Origin of the sequence: Kitasatospora sp. NPDC059160 (assembly GCF_042755465.1) — a bacterium.
In the GTDB taxonomy this organism is placed as follows: Bacteria; Actinomycetota; Actinomycetes; order Streptomycetales; family Streptomycetaceae; genus Kitasatospora.
This window is the reverse complement of sequence record NZ_JBHZCN010000034.1, coordinates 35,888-51,140: the sequence shown is the minus strand read 5'-3', so window position 1 is coordinate 51,140 and position 15,253 is coordinate 35,888. Positions and strand designations below refer to the sequence as shown.

Sequence of the window (15,253 nt, the reverse complement as noted above, 5' to 3'; positions counted from 1 at the left end):
CGGCTTCGTGGGTGCGTGGGGGCGGCGGGCTTACTTGCCCAGGCCGGCCTTGACGGAGCAGATCGGCCAGGCGCCGGGGCCCTGGGCGGCGAGGACCTTCTCGCCGATCGCGATCTGCTGGGCCTTGGAGGCCATGTGGGCCTGCGGGGCGTACGCGGTGCCGCCGAAGGCCGCCCAGGTGCTGGAGGTGAACTGCAGGCCGCCGTAGAAGCCGTTGCCGTTGTTGATGGCCCAGTTGCCGGTGGCCTCGCAGGAGGCGACCTTGTCCCAGACCGACGCCGGCGCGGCGGAGGCGCTGGTGGCCGTGACGAGGCCGGCCGCCGGCAGCGCGGTGAGCGCCCCGGCCATCAGAGCCATCCGGACGCGGTTGCGGCGCTTCGGGGTGGCAGTGGTGGTGGCAGCGGCAGTCTCGTTACGGAAGGTCATGCGTTTCCTTTCGGAGGGGGTGTGCGGGCGTGCGGAACCAGGCCTTCGGAAGGCCGTCGGTTGCGGGGACGCATCGCTCGCGCGGTCCGGCACCGTTCCTGCCCGGGGGCCGTGGGGCCCGGCCGGAGCGGAATCGCTCGGTGCAACGAGTTCGAAGGTACGGGGGTGGTCGTGGCGGTTTCAAGGAATCGCAGGTTCGAGCACGTCAGAGGCCTGTTACCGCAGGTAGCGATCACGAAAATAAGGTGATTCAGACCGATTTGCGGCTATTTCCAAGATCAAACCACCCCCGGAAGTGGCCCCGGTCACCGCGAAGGCCGTGTGAGGCCGCGCACACCGTCGACAGCGCGTGACGGCCCGCCCGCCCCCGGTACCGGCGCGGCGCCGCCGCGGGCCCGCCCGGGTGGCCCGCGCCACAGCCCTCACCCGGAGTGCCCCCGCCGGCCACCCACGGTGGCGGGCATAGCCTTCCGCCCATGAGCAATGACAGCGATGCGGCCGACACCGGGGCCGTCGAGGGCGCAGGCCGACCGGCCGGCGCCGAGCACGGGGAGCACCAGCCGGCCGTCGCACCGAGCGGCTTCGAGCTGGGGACCGACGGACCCAAGGTGATCCTGGCGGGCCTGGACGGCTCCGACTCCTCCTGGCGCGCCACCGCCTACGCCGCCGGACTGGCCCGCCGGCAGGGCGCCCAGCTGGCCGTCGCCTACGTCCAGCCGATACTCGGCGCCGCCACCGCCCTGGCCGGGGCCGCCGTGGAGGAGACCACCCAGGAGGTCGCCGACGAGCTGCTGGCCGCGCTGCGCGAGGCCGAGCAGCGGGTGAGCGAGGTCTGGCGGGTGGAGTGGAGCTTCCTCACCCTGCGTGGCGACCCCTACGCCGGCCTCGCCAAGCTCGCCGACGAGCTGCGCGCCGACGCCGTGGTGGTCGGCGTCTCGGAGCAGGCCGGGCACAAGGTGATCGGCTCGGTCGCGGTCCGGCTGGTCAAGGCCGGCCGCTGGCCGGTCACCGTCGTGCCGTAGCCGTAGCCGTAGCCGTAGCCGTAATAGGGGTGGCCGTCGGAGGGGTGGCCGCAGTGGTACGGGCCCGGACCGCCCGCCGGGCGGCGCCGGAGCGGCGGGTAGGGTGCGTGACCATGACGGAGACGTCGGGCGCGCACCCCACCGAGCCGGCCCACCCGACCGGTAACGACCTGCACCTGGACCTGCCCGCCACCGGCGGCCGCCGCGCCGCACTGATGGCCGCGCTGCGCGAGGCGATCCGCAGCGGCAGACTGGCCCCCGGCACCCGACTGCCGCCCTACCGGGCCCTGGCCACCGACCTCGGCCTGGCCCGCAACACCGCCGCCGAGGCCTACGCCGAGCTCGTCGCCGAGGGCTGGCTCACCGCCCGCCAGGGCTCCGGCACCACCGTCGCCGACCGCGCCGCACCCGTCCCGCCCACCCGGGCCCCCCGCCCCGCACGCCGCTCCGGACCGGCGCACGACCTGCGCCAGGGCCAGCCCGACGCCGCCTCCTTCCCCCGCGCCGCCTGGCTGGCCGCCGCCCGCCGGGCCCTCACCGCCGCCCCGAACGAGGCCTTCGGGCCGGGCGACCCCCAGGGCCGGCCCGAACTGCGCGCCGTCCTCGCCGACTACCTCGCCCGCGCCCGCGGCGTGCGCACCGACCCCGACCGGATCGTGGTCTGCTCCGGCTTCGCCCACGCGCTGCGCCTGCTCTTCGACGGTGCCGCGCCCGCCCTGCCGCCCGCCGACCAGGGGCCGCTGGCCGTCGAGGCGTACGGGCTGGGCTTCCACCGCGGGCTGCTGGCCGCCGCCGGCGTCACCGCCGTCCCGCTGCCGATCGACGAACAGGGCGCCCGGATAGGGGAGTTGGCCCGGTGCCCGGAGGTCCGGACGGTCCTGCTCACCCCCGCCCACCAGTTCCCGACCGGCGGCCCGCTGCACGCCGGGCGCCGCGCCGCCGTGATCGACTGGGCGCGCGGACGCGGCGGGCTCGTCCTGGAGGACGACTACGACGGGGAGTTCCGCTACGACCGCCAGCCGGTCGGCGCCGTCCAGGGGCTCGACCCCGAACGGGTCGTCTACCTCGGCAGCGCCAGCAAGAGCCTGAGCCCGGCGCTGCGCCTCGGCTGGATGGTCCTGCCGGACCACCTGGTCGACCGGGTGCTCGCCGCGAAGGGCGAACGCGAGGCCTGGGCCAGTGCGTTGGACCAGCTGACGCTCGCCGAGTTCATCGACTCCGGCGGCTACGACCGCCATCTGCGCCGGATGCGCCGCCGCTACCGGGACCGCCGCGACCAGCTGGTGGCCGCGCTGGCCGCCCACGCCCCGCACATCGAGGTGTCCGGCATCGCGGCCGGCCTGCACGCCGTGCTGCGGCTCGCCCCCGGCACCGAACGGTCCGTTCTCCAGGCCGCCGCCCATCGCGGCCTGGCGGTCGAGGGGCTCGCCGACTACCGGCACCCGGCGGCCGATCCGGCGGCGACGCCCGCCGTCGACGGCCTGGTGGTCGGCTACGCCACGCCGCCGGACCACGCCTGGCCGGCCGCGCTCCGGGCACTGTGCGACGTCCTGCCGTCGCCGGCCTGAGCGCCTGCCGGCCGGAGCATCTATCGGCCTCAGCGCACCTGCCTCAGCGCACCGGCCTCAATGCGCCGGCCTCAATGCGCCAGCCCGGCCTGGGCGCACCGGCCCGAGCAGGCCGTCCGGGTGCGCGGCGAAGGATAGGGCACCGGCGGTTCCGCCGGGCCGGAACGCGGACGGTCGGTCCCCGGCGTCCGCCCGCCGCTCGTACGCGAGTACGGGTTCGGGCCGAGGAGGGCGGCCCCGACGGCGCCGCCCCCTACGCTCCTTGGACATGCGCAGAACACATCTGAGCCGTGCCGCGCTCGCCGTGGGCCCGGCCCTCGCCGCCGGACTGCTGCTGGCGGCACCCGCCCGGGCCGCCGACAGCCCGCTGCCCCTGACGGCCGTCTCCGACCACCAGACGACCGGCCGGGGAGGTGAGTTCACACTGACCCTGACGCTCACCAACCCGTACGACACCCCGATCCAGTTCGTCTACCAGAGCGTCCAGGAGACGTACGACACCAGCCTGGTGAAGGGGCTCAAGTACACCGCCACGGCCTGCGGCACCCAGACCAACGGGTGCAGCGACAACGTGCACGGCGGCATCGCCCGCTACGACGTCCCGCTCGCCCCCGGCGCCAGCAGCACCTTCACGGTCACCTACGCCGTGGCCCCGGACTCGGCCTGCGGCCAGGGCGTCCGGATCGACTTCTACTCGTACCTGTACTACGAGTACCAGGGCGGCCTGGCCAACAACTCCGGCATCCTGGGCATCCCCGGTACCCAGGTCGCCTGCTGATCCACCCCCTCCCCCCGGCGCGGCCCTCGCGGCCGCACCCCCCGTACACCCGTCAGGTGCCGGCCACCCCCGTACCGGCACCTGACGGGCCTTCCGCATGCGTCGGTGCCGGTGCCGGTGCCGGAGGTGGAGTCGGTGCCGGGCTCGGTGTCGGAGCCGGGTGACAGGGTTCGGACCATGCCCGACTACGCATGGATGCCGTACCGCCCCGGACCGGACGACGACCTGCCCCTGCCCCTGCCCCTGCCCTACGGGCTGTACGCCGCCCTGCGGGAGCAGGTGGGCCCCGAGCACACCTCCCGGGTCGGCTGGCTGCTGCGCCCCTCGCTGGAGCTGCGCGCGGACGTCGCCGAGGAGGAGCCCGGCTGGACGTCCGTCGGGCGGACCGGCGGATCGGCGGCGCTGCCGCCCGGCGTCGACTGGCCCGAGGGCGACGGCCACCCGATGGAACTGCTCGCCCGACTCGACTGCGCCCGGCTGGCGGAGGCCTTCCGGGCCGGTGGCGGCGGTCGCTGGCCGTTGCCGGTCGAGGGCCTGCTGCTGTTCTTCCACGACCCGATGCCCGCCGACCTCGACGGGGAGAGCTGCCGGGTGCTGCACGTCCCGGCCGGGAGCCCGGAGCGTCCGGCCCCGCCGGACCCGGACGGCCTGGAGCCGCTGCCCGCTCGGCCGGTCCGGGCGCGCTGGGCCCTGTCGGCGCCCTCCTACCTGGAGGACGAGCTGCGGGCGCTGCTCGCGGGTGACTACCTGGTGGCCATGGGCGTCTCGGACGCCTGCCGCGAGCACCTCGGCGGCGCCGACGTCCGGCTCCTGGGGTGGTGCGACAGCGACAACACCACCCGCCCCGACGGGCACCGGCCGCTGCTCCAGGTCGAGGGCTCGGCGGTGGACGCGCGGTGGGGCGAACTCGTCAACGTCTCGTTCTGGATCACCGAGGAGGACCTGGCCGCAGGCCGCCTCGACCGGGTGCGGCAGGGCCTGGAGGTCGCCTGAGCGGTGTGCCGGGTTGACGGCAGGGGGGCTGCGCGGCAGGAGGGCGCGCGGGGTGGGGTCGGGTCGGCGGGGCGCCCGGGGTGCGGGGTACGGGGTGCGGGGTACGGGGTGAGCGCCCGCGAACGGGTGTTCCGGTGACGATAGCGGCCCGTGGGGGCGGATCACCGGAGATTCACCCTATCGGGGGGTAGTGGGCCGCCGTACGGGCTCCGTCGGGTTCTGGTGATCTAGGGTTCCGGATGGGCCGCCGGGCGATGGCGGTCGTCCTCTCGATACTCGCCAACTTCCCCACCAGCTCGCGGATCTGATGATCCGTCGCGGAGCATGCCCCGGAACCGGAGCGGTACCGGCCCCGGCTGCGTGATCCGACCACACGAATGGAGACCCCTGCCGATGTCCGTGGACACGACGAGCCCGGAGACACAGCAGGACCGGCAGCAGAGCCTCGCGACGGCCGCTGCCCGCAACCTTGCCACCACGACCAAGTCCGCCCCGCAGATGCAGGAGATCACCTCCCGCTGGCTGCTCAAGGTGCTCCCGTGGGTCGAGGCCCACGGTGGTGCGTACCGGGTCAACCGACGGCTCACCTACACCGTCGGCAACGGCGTGGTGGAGTTCATCAAGACCGGATCCCAGGTCCGCGTGATCCCGGCCGAGCTGGGCGAACTCGCTCTGCTGCGCGGCTACGAGGACGAGGAGGTGCTGACCGCCCTCGCCGACCGCTGCCAGCAGCGCGACTTCGGCCCCGGCGAGGTGCTCACCACCCAGGGCGAGGCGGCCGACCGGATCTTCCTGATCGCGCACGGCAAGATCAACAAGATCGGCACCGGCAAGTACGGTGACGAGACCGTGGTCGGCGTGGCCGCCGACGGCGACCGCTTCGGCGACGACTCGCTGCTGAACCCGGACGCGGTCTGGGAGTACACGGCGAAGACCACCACCTCCGGGGTCGCCCTCACCCTGAGCCGGGACGACTTCGCCCGCATCCGGGACAACGCGCCGAGCCTCCAGGAGCACCTGACGACGTTCCTGTCCCTGCCGCTGCAGGCCCAGAACGAGCGCGGCGAGGCCGAGATCGCCATGTCGGCCGGCCACCGCGGCGAGTACGAACTCCCCGGCGCCTTCGTGGACTACGAGCTCAAGCCGCGCGAGTACGAGCTGAGCGTCGCCCAGACCATCCTCAAGATCCACACCCGCGTCGCGGACCTGTACAACCAGCCGATGAACCAGACCGAGCACCAGCTCCGGCTGACCATCGAGGCCCTGCGCGAGCGGCAGGAGCACGAGATGATCAACAACCCGGAGTTCGGCCTGCTCAACAACGCCGACTTCGACCAGCGGATCCAGACCCACTCCGGCCCGCCCACCCCGGACGACCTGGACGAGCTGCTCAACCGCCGCCGCGACCCGGACTACCTGCTGGCCCACCCCAAGGCCATCGCCGCGATCGGCCGCGAGTTCAACGCCCGGGGCATCTACCCGCACCACGTCGACCTCGGCGGGCAGCAGGTGCCGGCCTGGCGCGGGGTTCCGATCCTGCCGTGCAGCAAGATCCCGATCACCAAGGAGAACACCAGCTCGATCCTGGTGATCCGTACCGGTGAGGACAACCAGGGCGTCATCGGCCTGCACCAGACCGGGCTGCCGGACGAGTACCAGCCCTCGCTCTCGGTCCGCTTCATGGGGATCGACGAGAAGGCGATCATCTCCTACCTGGTCAGCGCCTACTACTCCTGCGCGATCCTGGTGCCGGACGCGGTCGGCGTGCTGGAGAACGTCGAGATCGCGCACCGCCGCCACTGAGCGCGCGGAACGGCGGGCGCGGGCCGTAACCGGTCGGCGCGAAGATCGTTTCACCTGATGGCGGACGGCCCGCCCCGGAGGCAGGCCGTCCGCCTGATCACGTCTGAATGCGCATGGTCGTACCCGATCGGCTCTGATCCGGATCCGACCACTGCCGTCCGTTCCTGTCGGCTGATCAGCCAAATCCCTTCCGTCCTGCCCGGACGACCCGAGAGGTGTGTGGAGCCCATGCCGCAGCGCCGGCAGTACCGACGGATACCGCGGCACGGCGGCGGGGGCGCGGTCCCCGGTCGGCGGGCGCGGCTGATCGGCGCGGCGGTCGGCGTGGTGGCGATGTGCGCACTGGTCGGCGGGGCCAGCGCCTCGGGGGCCGAACGCCCCGGCGGGCACGCGAACGGCGCGGCCGTCGACACCTGCGTGTGCACCGGGACGGACGTGTCCACCACGGTGGGCCCGGGCGGCAGCGTGGACGTCGGAGTGGACGTGGACGTCGAGGTCGGCGTCACCGTCGCCCCCGACGTCGGCCGCCACCACGGGCCCCGGCCGCCGCACGACCACCACCACTGCCACCGGCCGCTGACGGCCGGCACGGTGCCCGCGGTGCCCTCGCCCTCCGGCACGGCCGGGCTCCGGCCGGCGCCGGGGCGACCGACCGACGGCCACGGGTCCGGCGGCCACGGGGGCGGCGGCGAATGGTCCGGTGACGACGGGCAGGGGGAGCACGGGGACGGCTGGTGGCACTGGGGCCACGGGGGGCACCACCATCACCACCACCATCCGCACCCCTGCCCGAGCCCCACCCCGACGGCCACCCCGACCCCGACGCCGACACCTACGCACACATCGACGCCGACCCCCACCCCTACCCACACCCCGACGCCGACGCCCACCCCGAGCGCCACCCCCACGCCGTCCCCGACCGCGGTCCCGTCGCCCCCGGCCCCCAGCCCGCCTGCGTCGCCCCCGGCCCCGGCCCCGGCGTCTCCGCCGCCGCCCGCCCCCGCACCGGCGCCACCGCCCCCGGCGGTGCCCGCCGTGCCCGCGGCCCCGGCGCCCGCCGCCCCCGCTCCGCCACCGCCACCGGTGGTGCCGGTTCCGGCGGTGCCCGACCCGACGGTCCCCGCCGTGGTGGCGCCCAGCCCCGTGCTGCCGAGCCCGGCCCGTCCTAGCCCGGCCCGGCCCACGCCGTCGGCGCATCCCTCCTTCAAGGTGGTGCGGGCCGCCAAACCGGGGCCCGTCGCGCCGCCGCACCACGGCGCCTCGACCACCACCACGATGCTGCTGATCACCGTCCCCGCGGTGCTCGCGGCGGCCTCGCTGCGCCCGGGTCGTGGCCGCGGCCGCGGTGGTTCCGGGTCCTGACGGCCTCCCGTCCCGACCTTCCCCCGGCTCCTCCTGTCGAGTCCTGTCGAGCGGGCCCGGGGGTTCGCCTTTCACGTCACGAGCCAAGCCAGAGAAGGGAGTTCCCATGTCCGAGTGGGTGGCGCTGATCATCGCCTTGGCGGCGGCCTGTGCCGTTGTGTTGGCGGTGGTGGTGCTGCGGCGCCGCGGCACCGGCGTCGTCGAGAACACCGACGAGACGCCGGACGTCATCGAGTACATCACGATGATGATCGGAGTGGTCTACGCGATCGTCCTCGGCCTCGCCATCGCGGGTGTCTGGGAGGCGCGCGGCGCCGCCCAGGACGACCTGTTCCGTGAGGCCCAGTCGCTGCGGGAGGTCAGCGACCGGGCGGTGGTCTACCCGGTCGAGTTCCGCGACCAGGTCCGGGCCGACGTCGACGCGTACGTCACCTACGTGGTGACCGTCGAGTGGGACTACATGGGCAAGAACGGTGAGATCACCGACAAGGGCACCGAGTTGCTGGACAAGATCCAGAACGAGGTGGTCTCCCGGGCGCCGGCCTCGGAGCTGGAGGCCCAGGCCTACCAGCCGATCACCGACCGGATCAGCCAGGCCTCCGACTCCCGCAACCAGCGCGGCCAGAACGCCGGGCCGACCATGCCGGGCGTGGTGTGGTTCGGGCTGATCGGCGGGGCGGTGGTGACCATCGGCATGCTGTTCGCGCTGCAGATCCAGCGCACCCCAAGGGAGTTGATCCTGGCGGCCTGTTTCAGCGTGCTGATCGCCTTCCTGCTGTTCATGATCTGGGACTTCGACGATCCGTTCGCCCGGAGCGTCTCGGTCACCACCCAGCCCTTCACGGACCTCTTCCCCTCGCTCAACCTCAAGAGTTGAACCGGGGCCGAGACCGATGCCGGCGCCGGTGGTCCCGAACGGGGCCACCGGCGCCGGTCGTTCGACCGGCTCGACGTCAGCGCAGGCTGTTGTCCATCGAGTTGAGCATGGTGCCGGAGGCGTCGTCGTTCTCCAGCGAGAAGGCGAACAGGCCGCCCAGGCCCTTGCCCTTGGCGTAGGCGCCGCGGGCCTGGACGGCCTGCGGGGTGTCACCCGTCCAGAAGTTGGTGCCGTCGTAGACCCAGCTGCTCTCCGTCACCGGGTCCCAATGGGTCTGCGCGGCGGTCGGGTTGAGCTCCTTCCAGGCGGCCAGACCGGCCTCTTGGCTGAGCGGCTTGGCGGCCGTCGGGCCGGTCGCGCTCTGGTACAGGCCGTAGTTCGCGCCGGCCGGGACGCCGGTCCAGCCGCGCCAGTAGAACGGGATGCCGAGCACGATCTTGTTCGCCGGGAAGCCGCCGGGGATGCCGTACTCGGGCAGGCCGGCGGTGTACGCGGTGAGGGTGGTGTCCACGTTGTACTTGCGGGTGCCGGGGGTGATCGGTGTGGTCGGGTCCGCCGGGCTGTCGTGCAGCGGGTCCTGGTGGTTGGTCGGACCCTTGGCGTCCCAGGAGCCGTGCATGTCGTAGGACATCACGTCGGCGTAGTCCAGGTAGGCGCCGATCTTGTCGGTCTCCAGCTGGGCGATCTTGTCCTGGCCGCTGGGCAGCGCGGCGCTCAGCAGGTAGCGCTTGCCCTGGGCGGCGCCGAGGGCGTCCAGCTGGGTGCGGAACTCCTTGAGCAGCAGGGTGTAGTTCTGCTTGTCGGCGGGGGAGTAGTGGTTGCCCGTGTGGCCGCCGGCCGAGCCCGGGTACTCCCAGTCGATGTCGATGCCGTCGAAGATGCCGGCCGCCGAGGCCGCGCCGCCGGAGGCGTCACCGGCGACCCCGGTCGGCAGGTTCCCCTTGAGGAACATGTCGACGCAGGAGGAGACGAAGGCCTTCCGGGAGGCGTCGGTGGCGGCCGCGTCCGAGAAGTACTTGGAGTACGTCCAGCCGCCGATCGAGATGGTGAAGCGCAGGTTCGGGTACTTGGCCTTGAGCTGGCGCAGCTGGTTGAAGTTGCCCTTGAGCGGCTGGTCCCAGCCGTCGGTGCTGCCGTCCACGCTGGTGGCGGAGGTGTAGCCGTCCTGGTAGTCGGCGTAGGCGTCGCCCGCGCCGTCACCGGCGTTGGGGTCGGAGTCGTTGGCCGAGTCGGAGGCCTTCACCGCCTGGAAGCAGGTGAACTTCGAGGGGTCGATGTTGGCGAAGGCGTAGTGGACGACGTCCAGCTTGTTCGCGGCGCCGCTGGTGTCGACGTTCTTCGGGTAGTAGGCGTTCTCGTAGATGCCCCACTGGTCGAAGTAGGCCGCGCGGACCGGCTGTTGGGCGGGCGCCGCGGCGGTCGTGGTGCTCACCGGGGCGGACTGGGCGGAGGCGTGGCTCCCCGAGTAGCCCTGGACGCTGAACGTGTAGGCCTGGCCGGGCCGCAGCGAGCTGACGGCGACCGAGGTGCCCATCGAGGTGGCGACCAACTGGCCGTTGGACCACACCTTGTAGGCCACCGGGCCGTCGTCGCCGTTCAGGGTGGACGGCTGCCAGCCGAGCACCACGGCGCCGGAGGTGACCTTGCTGACCGTGACGCCGGTCGGGGTGGTGACCTTGCCGTCCCCGGCCGGGCCGCTCGCGGTGGCGGTCGCGGTCGGACTCCCGGTCGGACTCCCGGTGGGGCTGCCGGTGGGGCTCCCGCTCGGGGAGCCCGTCGCGGTCGGACTTCCGCTGGGCGAGCCGGTGGCCGTGGGGCTGCCCGAAGCCGTCGGGCTGGTGGACGCCGTGGGGCTGCCCGTGGCCGTCGGGCTGGTGGTGGAGGTCGGCCCGCCCGGACCGGTCAGGGTGAGGTCGTCCGCGTAGTACGTGCCGGTGCCGTACCAGCCGTGGGTGAAGACCGTGACGGAGGTCGTGGTGGCGCCGGTGGTGAAGGTGCTGCTCAGCTGGTTCCAGCCCGTCCCGCCGGGCGTCCAGCTGGAGGCGTTGACGCCGGTGCCGGTGGCGCCCAGGTACACGTAGCTGCCCTGGACGAAGCCGGCCAGGGTGTAGCTGGTGTTCGGCTGGACGGTGACGGTCTGCTGGCACTGCGCGGTGTCGGAGGCGGAGGCGGCGCCGCTGAGCGCGTAACTCCCGCCGTGCACCGGGGTGGTGACCACCGAGCCGTTGGAGCAGCTCCAGCCGGACAGGGTGCCGGTCTCGAAGCCGCCGTTGGCCAGCAGGTTGACCGGCGAGGCGGCGGCGGAGCCGAGGGTGAGGGCGAGGGCGGCGCCGCTGGTGGTCAGCGTGGCGGCCAGGGCGAGTGCGGTGGCCCGTCTGTGCCGGGCGGCCCGACGGGCGGCTCGACCCTCGGCGGGCAGGTCGGGCCGTGCGGGCAGGACGCGGTCGTGCATGCGGGGTGTCCTCCGGATGTGTGGGGGTTCCGGCGGTGCGTGGCCCGGACGGGCCGTGGGGAGCCGGCCCGGACGCGGTGGGGGCGACCGGGCGGGGTGACACGTGCTTGACGGGTGCTCGACTGAACAGATTGGACTGGACCAATATTCGCCGTCAAGGGTGTCCACCCGCTGGACCGACCCGGGCGGCGAACAGCGGCCGACCGGTAGGTTGACCGGGACGGAACAGGACTGCCGAACGGAGGAGCGCATGGACAGTCAGGGCTGGGACGACCGCTACGCCGCGAGTGAACTGGTCTGGGGCGCCGCGCCCAACCGGTGGGTGGTGCGCGAACTCACCGGCCGCGCCCCCGGCCACGCCCTCGACCTGGCCACCGGCGAGGGCCGCAACGCCATCTGGCTCGCCGCCCGGGGCTGGGAGGTCACCGGCCTCGACTTCTCCGCCGTCGCCCTCGAACGCGCCGAACGGCTCACCGCCGAACTGCCCGACGAGGTCGCCGACCGCCTCACCTGGCGCCACGGCGACGCCCGCACCCACGAGGCCCCCACCGTCGGCTACGACCTCGTCCTGGTCGCCTACCTCCACCTGCCCGCCGCCGACCGCCGCGCCGCACTGCACCGCGCCGCCGAAGCACTCGCCCCCGGCGGCACCCTGCTGGTGATCGGACACGACCTGAGCAACCTCACCGAAGGCGTCGGCGGCCCGCAGGACCCGGCCGTGCTGTTCACCCCGCAGGACGTCCTCGCCGACCTCGCCCCCTACGGCCTGCACACCGTGCGGGCCGAGCGCGTCCGGCGCGAGGTCGACACCGAACCCGGCCACCGGGGCGGTGCGACGGGCGGAGCGACCGGCGTCGCGACGGGCGTCGCGATCGACGCGCTGGTGCGCCTGGAGCGGGGTGCCGCGTGAGCGCCCGGCCCACGACCGCCCGCCCCACCCGCCGGCTGCTCCTCACCGGCCTCGCGGCCGCCGCCCCGCTGGTGCTCGCCGGCTGCTCCTCCGGCAAGAAGGACAAGGCCGACAAGAACGGCCCGGTGGCCAGGGCCAGTGACCCGGGCGGCGCCGCCTTCGTGATGATCATCCGGCACGGCGAGAAGCCCGACGGCAACCAGCCCGGCCTGGACGAGAACGGCAAGCACGACGGCAAGTCCCTCACCCAGCGCGGCTGGGACCGGGCCAAGGCACTGCCCACCCTGTTCACCACCCCGCCCGCGACCGGCCTGCGCACCCCCGCCCGGATCTACGCCGCCACCGACCAGGGCCCGCTGGCCGGAGCCCACCGGATGCGGCAGACCGTCACCCCGCTGGCCGGCGGGCTCGGACTGACCGTGGACACCACCTACGCCGAGTCCCAGGAGTCCCAGCTGGCCGCCGCCGCCCTCGCCGGAACGCAGCCGGTGCTGATCTGCTGGGAGCACTCCCGGATCCCGCGGATCGTCGAGGCGCTCGGAGCGGCCGGCAGCGGGGCGCCGGGCACCTGGCCGGACCGGTTCGACCTGGTCTGGGTGTTCTCCCGGCCGGCCGGCGGGGCCTGGACCTTCCAGGAGGTGCGCCAGCACCTGCTGGACGGCGACGCCTGACCCGCCCGGTCGCCCCCCGGTCAGGCCGCCGACGCGCTGATCGTCACCACCGAGTACTGGACGACGGTCAGCGGCACGCCGACCGTCCCGGTGGTCACCGTGTACGGGACGGGCCGGGGCGCCGGGTCGGTGCCGTCCGGGCTGGCGACGGTCACGGCGGTGACGACCGCTCCGGCCGGGAGCGCGTAGGAGAGGGTGCAGTTGACGGGCGTGGTGCGGAAGTCGGCCGGGGCGTCGCCGAAGTTGGTGAAGTTCACCAGGTGGACGACGGTGTCGCCGCCGAGCCGCCGGGCGTCCAGGAAGATCCGCCGGTCCCCGGTGAGGGTGACGGCGGGCGGCGCCGACTGCCGTACCGCCGCCAGCAGTTGGTCGGCCGAGGCCTGGTCGGTGTTCGACAGGTAGCTCAGCCCGGGCAGGGCCTTGAGGTACCAGCAGCTGCCGCTGCCGTAGGAGTTCCGCCGGCTCGCGGGCAACGGGTCTGCCCGGCGCAGCCCGAGGACGTCGGAGAGCGCGAACTCGGCCCGCCGGCCGCCCAGTTCGTCCAGCGCGGTGGGGGCCGGGCCGGTGATCACGACCGTCCCGCCGGCCGCGACGAAGCCGCGCAGCACGGTCGCCTCGGCGTCCGAGACGGCCTGGAGGTTGGGCAGCAGCAGGACCTGGAAGCGGGCCAGGTCGGCGGCGACGAGGCCGGGGCTGGGCACGGTGTCGAACGGCACCTGGGCGTACACCAGCGCCTTGACCGTGCCGCGGAACTCGCCGAGCCAGGGCAGCGCGGCACAGCTCATCTGCGGGTCGTCGCCGCCCCACCAGTCGGCGATCCCGGCCGGGGCCTTGGCGTTGGCGTACATCCCGTTGCCCTCGCCGGGCGCGACGTAGTCCCGGGACGGCGCGGAGTGGTAGACCCCGACCCGGGCCGCGGAGACCGGGTCGTAGAGCTTCGCCTGGTTGGCCCGGACGAAGGCGTACATCCGGGCGCGCATGGCCGCGTCCACGGTGTCGTTCTTGAACGGCGTCCTCACCTCGTACGGGTTGCAGCCGGCCGCGATCAGCTGGGACATCACCAGCGAGGCGTCGTCGGCCTGCCAGCCGTAGGAGAACGCCCAGGCGGGCTTGGCGCCGCTGGCCGCGCGGGCGTACTTGTACATCGAGATCAGGCAGGTCCAGTCGGTGGCGGTGGCGTGCCGCATCCCGTCGTAGTTGCCGAGGATGTCCACCTCCCAGACCTGGGAGACGGCGCCCTCGGCGGTGCGCAGGTAGCCGCCGTCCAGGCCGATGGAGGTGGCGTAGCGGTAGTCCATCGAGACCGTCTCGACGAAGGTGACCAGGTCGGGGTTGACCGAGCGCCCGGCGGCGGCGATGTCCAACTGGAAGCCGAGCAGGCTGCGGTGGCGCCACTCGACGTAGCGGCGGAACACCGGGTCGGTGAAGTCGGCGGCCCGGGGCAGGGCGAGCCCGGTGTCGGCCTTGAAGGCGGCCGCGCCCCAGCTGGAGGCGTCGCACCAGGTGAGCACGCCGTCGAAGTAGATCGGCACGTCCGGCCAGATGCCGTCCACGCCGGTGGCGGCCACCCCCTTGATCCGCCGGAGGTAGTAGTCCCGCCAGGGCGAGTGGGGGCTGAGCCAGACGCTCTCGTCGCCCGGGTCGACCCAGACCACCACGCTGCCGTAGAACACGTTGGGCTTGCCCGCGAGGTCGCGCTGGACCCAGTCCTTGCCGTGGTCGTCCTTGTAGAAGGAGCGGCCCTTCTCACCGCCGGGGGAGATCAGTTCGAGGGACGGGTAGTACATGACGACCTTGAGGCCGGCCGCGTGGGCCAGGCCGGTGAAGGTCTTCACGTCGGCCATGTGGGCGGCGAACTCGGCGTCGGTGAGCCAGTTGGAGAGCAGGGTGTCGAGTTCGATGACGCTGACGTTCTGCGCCTTGAGGGCGTCGACGTAACCCTGCATGTCGGCGGGCTCGTTGAAGGTGCCGTCGGCGATCCGGGCGTAGCGGGTCCAGTCGGGCCAGGGCTGCGCCGCGGTGGATCCCGGCGCGGCCGGGCGGACGGCTCGGGCGGCTCGGGCGGTCAGGGTCGGGGCGGCGGGAGCGGTCGGCGGGGCCGGGGCGAACGGGGTGGCGGCCCGGGCCGGGCCGGCTGGCAGCAGGCGGCCGGCGGCGAGGGCGCCGCCCGCGCCGAGGCCGGCCCGGAGCAGCCGGCGGCGGCCGAGGCGGGCGGTGGTGGCGGCGGTGGCCGCGGGCGGTGTTCCGTCGTGCTGTTCGGGCATGGTGGTCCCCCAGCGTGGGTCGGAGCGGCTCCGAGGCGACCCTAGACGGTGCGCCGCCCGTCGGGCCGGTCCCCTGTCATGGCTACGCCAGTCGTCGGACGGGTGGATCCGCCGGTGCGCGGAGCAC

Annotated in this window: 12 protein-coding genes; 9 read left to right on the top strand and 3 right to left on the bottom strand. The window is 73.8% G+C overall.

The features are described 5' to 3' along the window. Positions 1–30: 30 nt before the first annotated feature. Positions 31–426 (bottom strand): transglycosylase family protein, encoded by a 396-nt coding sequence (locus ACFXOZ_RS16860; protein ID WP_380591099.1) that lies wholly within the window; start codon positions 424–426, stop codon positions 31–33. Positions 427–902: 476 nt separating this feature from the next. Between ACFXOZ_RS16860 and ACFXOZ_RS16855 the strand changes: the two genes are divergently transcribed. From ACFXOZ_RS16855 to ACFXOZ_RS16825, 7 genes are all read left to right on the top strand, one after another. Continuing rightward, positions 903–1,448, top strand: a complete 546-nt coding sequence (locus tag ACFXOZ_RS16855) for a universal stress protein (RefSeq protein WP_380591096.1) — start codon at positions 903–905, stop codon at positions 1,446–1,448. Positions 1,449–1,561: 113 nt separating this feature from the next. Next, positions 1,562–3,016: a PLP-dependent aminotransferase family protein gene (locus tag ACFXOZ_RS16850; RefSeq protein WP_380591094.1), complete on the top strand. Its 1,455-nt coding sequence runs from the start codon at positions 1,562–1,564 to the stop codon at positions 3,014–3,016. Positions 3,017–3,284: 268 nt separating this feature from the next. Beyond that, positions 3,285–3,794: a hypothetical protein gene (locus tag ACFXOZ_RS16845; RefSeq protein WP_375886782.1), complete on the top strand. Its 510-nt coding sequence runs from the start codon at positions 3,285–3,287 to the stop codon at positions 3,792–3,794. 177 nt (positions 3,795–3,971) lie between these two features. After that, the gene (locus ACFXOZ_RS16840; protein WP_380527884.1) at positions 3,972–4,787 is read left to right on the top strand and encodes a DUF1963 domain-containing protein; all 816 of its coding nucleotides are present in this window, start codon (positions 3,972–3,974) and stop codon (positions 4,785–4,787) included. 393 nt (positions 4,788–5,180) lie between these two features. After that, positions 5,181–6,590 (top strand): family 2B encapsulin nanocompartment shell protein, encoded by a 1,410-nt coding sequence (locus ACFXOZ_RS16835; RefSeq protein WP_375886785.1) that lies wholly within the window; start codon positions 5,181–5,183, stop codon positions 6,588–6,590. 734 nt (positions 6,591–7,324) lie between these two features. Next, positions 7,325–7,759, top strand: coding sequence for a hypothetical protein (locus tag ACFXOZ_RS16830; RefSeq protein WP_380591091.1), 435 nt, complete (start codon positions 7,325–7,327; stop codon positions 7,757–7,759). A gap of 299 nt (positions 7,760–8,058) precedes the next feature. Beyond that, positions 8,059–8,829 (top strand): hypothetical protein, encoded by a 771-nt coding sequence (locus ACFXOZ_RS16825; RefSeq protein WP_380527879.1) that lies wholly within the window; start codon positions 8,059–8,061, stop codon positions 8,827–8,829. Positions 8,830–8,905: 76 nt separating this feature from the next. Here the strand turns inward: ACFXOZ_RS16825 and ACFXOZ_RS16820 are convergent, their stop codons facing one another. Beyond that, complete coding sequence (locus ACFXOZ_RS16820) at positions 8,906–11,281, bottom strand: glycosyl hydrolase family 18 protein (protein WP_380591088.1); 2,376 nt, start codon at positions 11,279–11,281, stop codon at positions 8,906–8,908. A gap of 250 nt (positions 11,282–11,531) precedes the next feature. Between ACFXOZ_RS16820 and ACFXOZ_RS16815 the strand changes: the two genes are divergently transcribed. After that, complete coding sequence (locus ACFXOZ_RS16815; protein ID WP_380527873.1) at positions 11,532–12,191, top strand: methyltransferase domain-containing protein; 660 nt, start codon at positions 11,532–11,534, stop codon at positions 12,189–12,191. After that, on the top strand, positions 12,188–12,862 hold the full coding sequence (locus ACFXOZ_RS16810) for a hypothetical protein (RefSeq protein ID WP_380527870.1): 675 nt from the start codon (positions 12,188–12,190) through the stop codon (positions 12,860–12,862). Before ACFXOZ_RS16815 ends, ACFXOZ_RS16810 begins: the two co-directional genes overlap by 4 nt. A 20-nt stretch (positions 12,863–12,882) precedes the next feature. On the opposite strand, the gene ACFXOZ_RS16805 is transcribed toward ACFXOZ_RS16810, so the two are convergent. After that, positions 12,883–15,126 (bottom strand): hypothetical protein, encoded by a 2,244-nt coding sequence (locus ACFXOZ_RS16805; RefSeq protein ID WP_380591086.1) that lies wholly within the window; start codon positions 15,124–15,126, stop codon positions 12,883–12,885. Positions 15,127–15,253 lie beyond the last annotated feature (127 nt).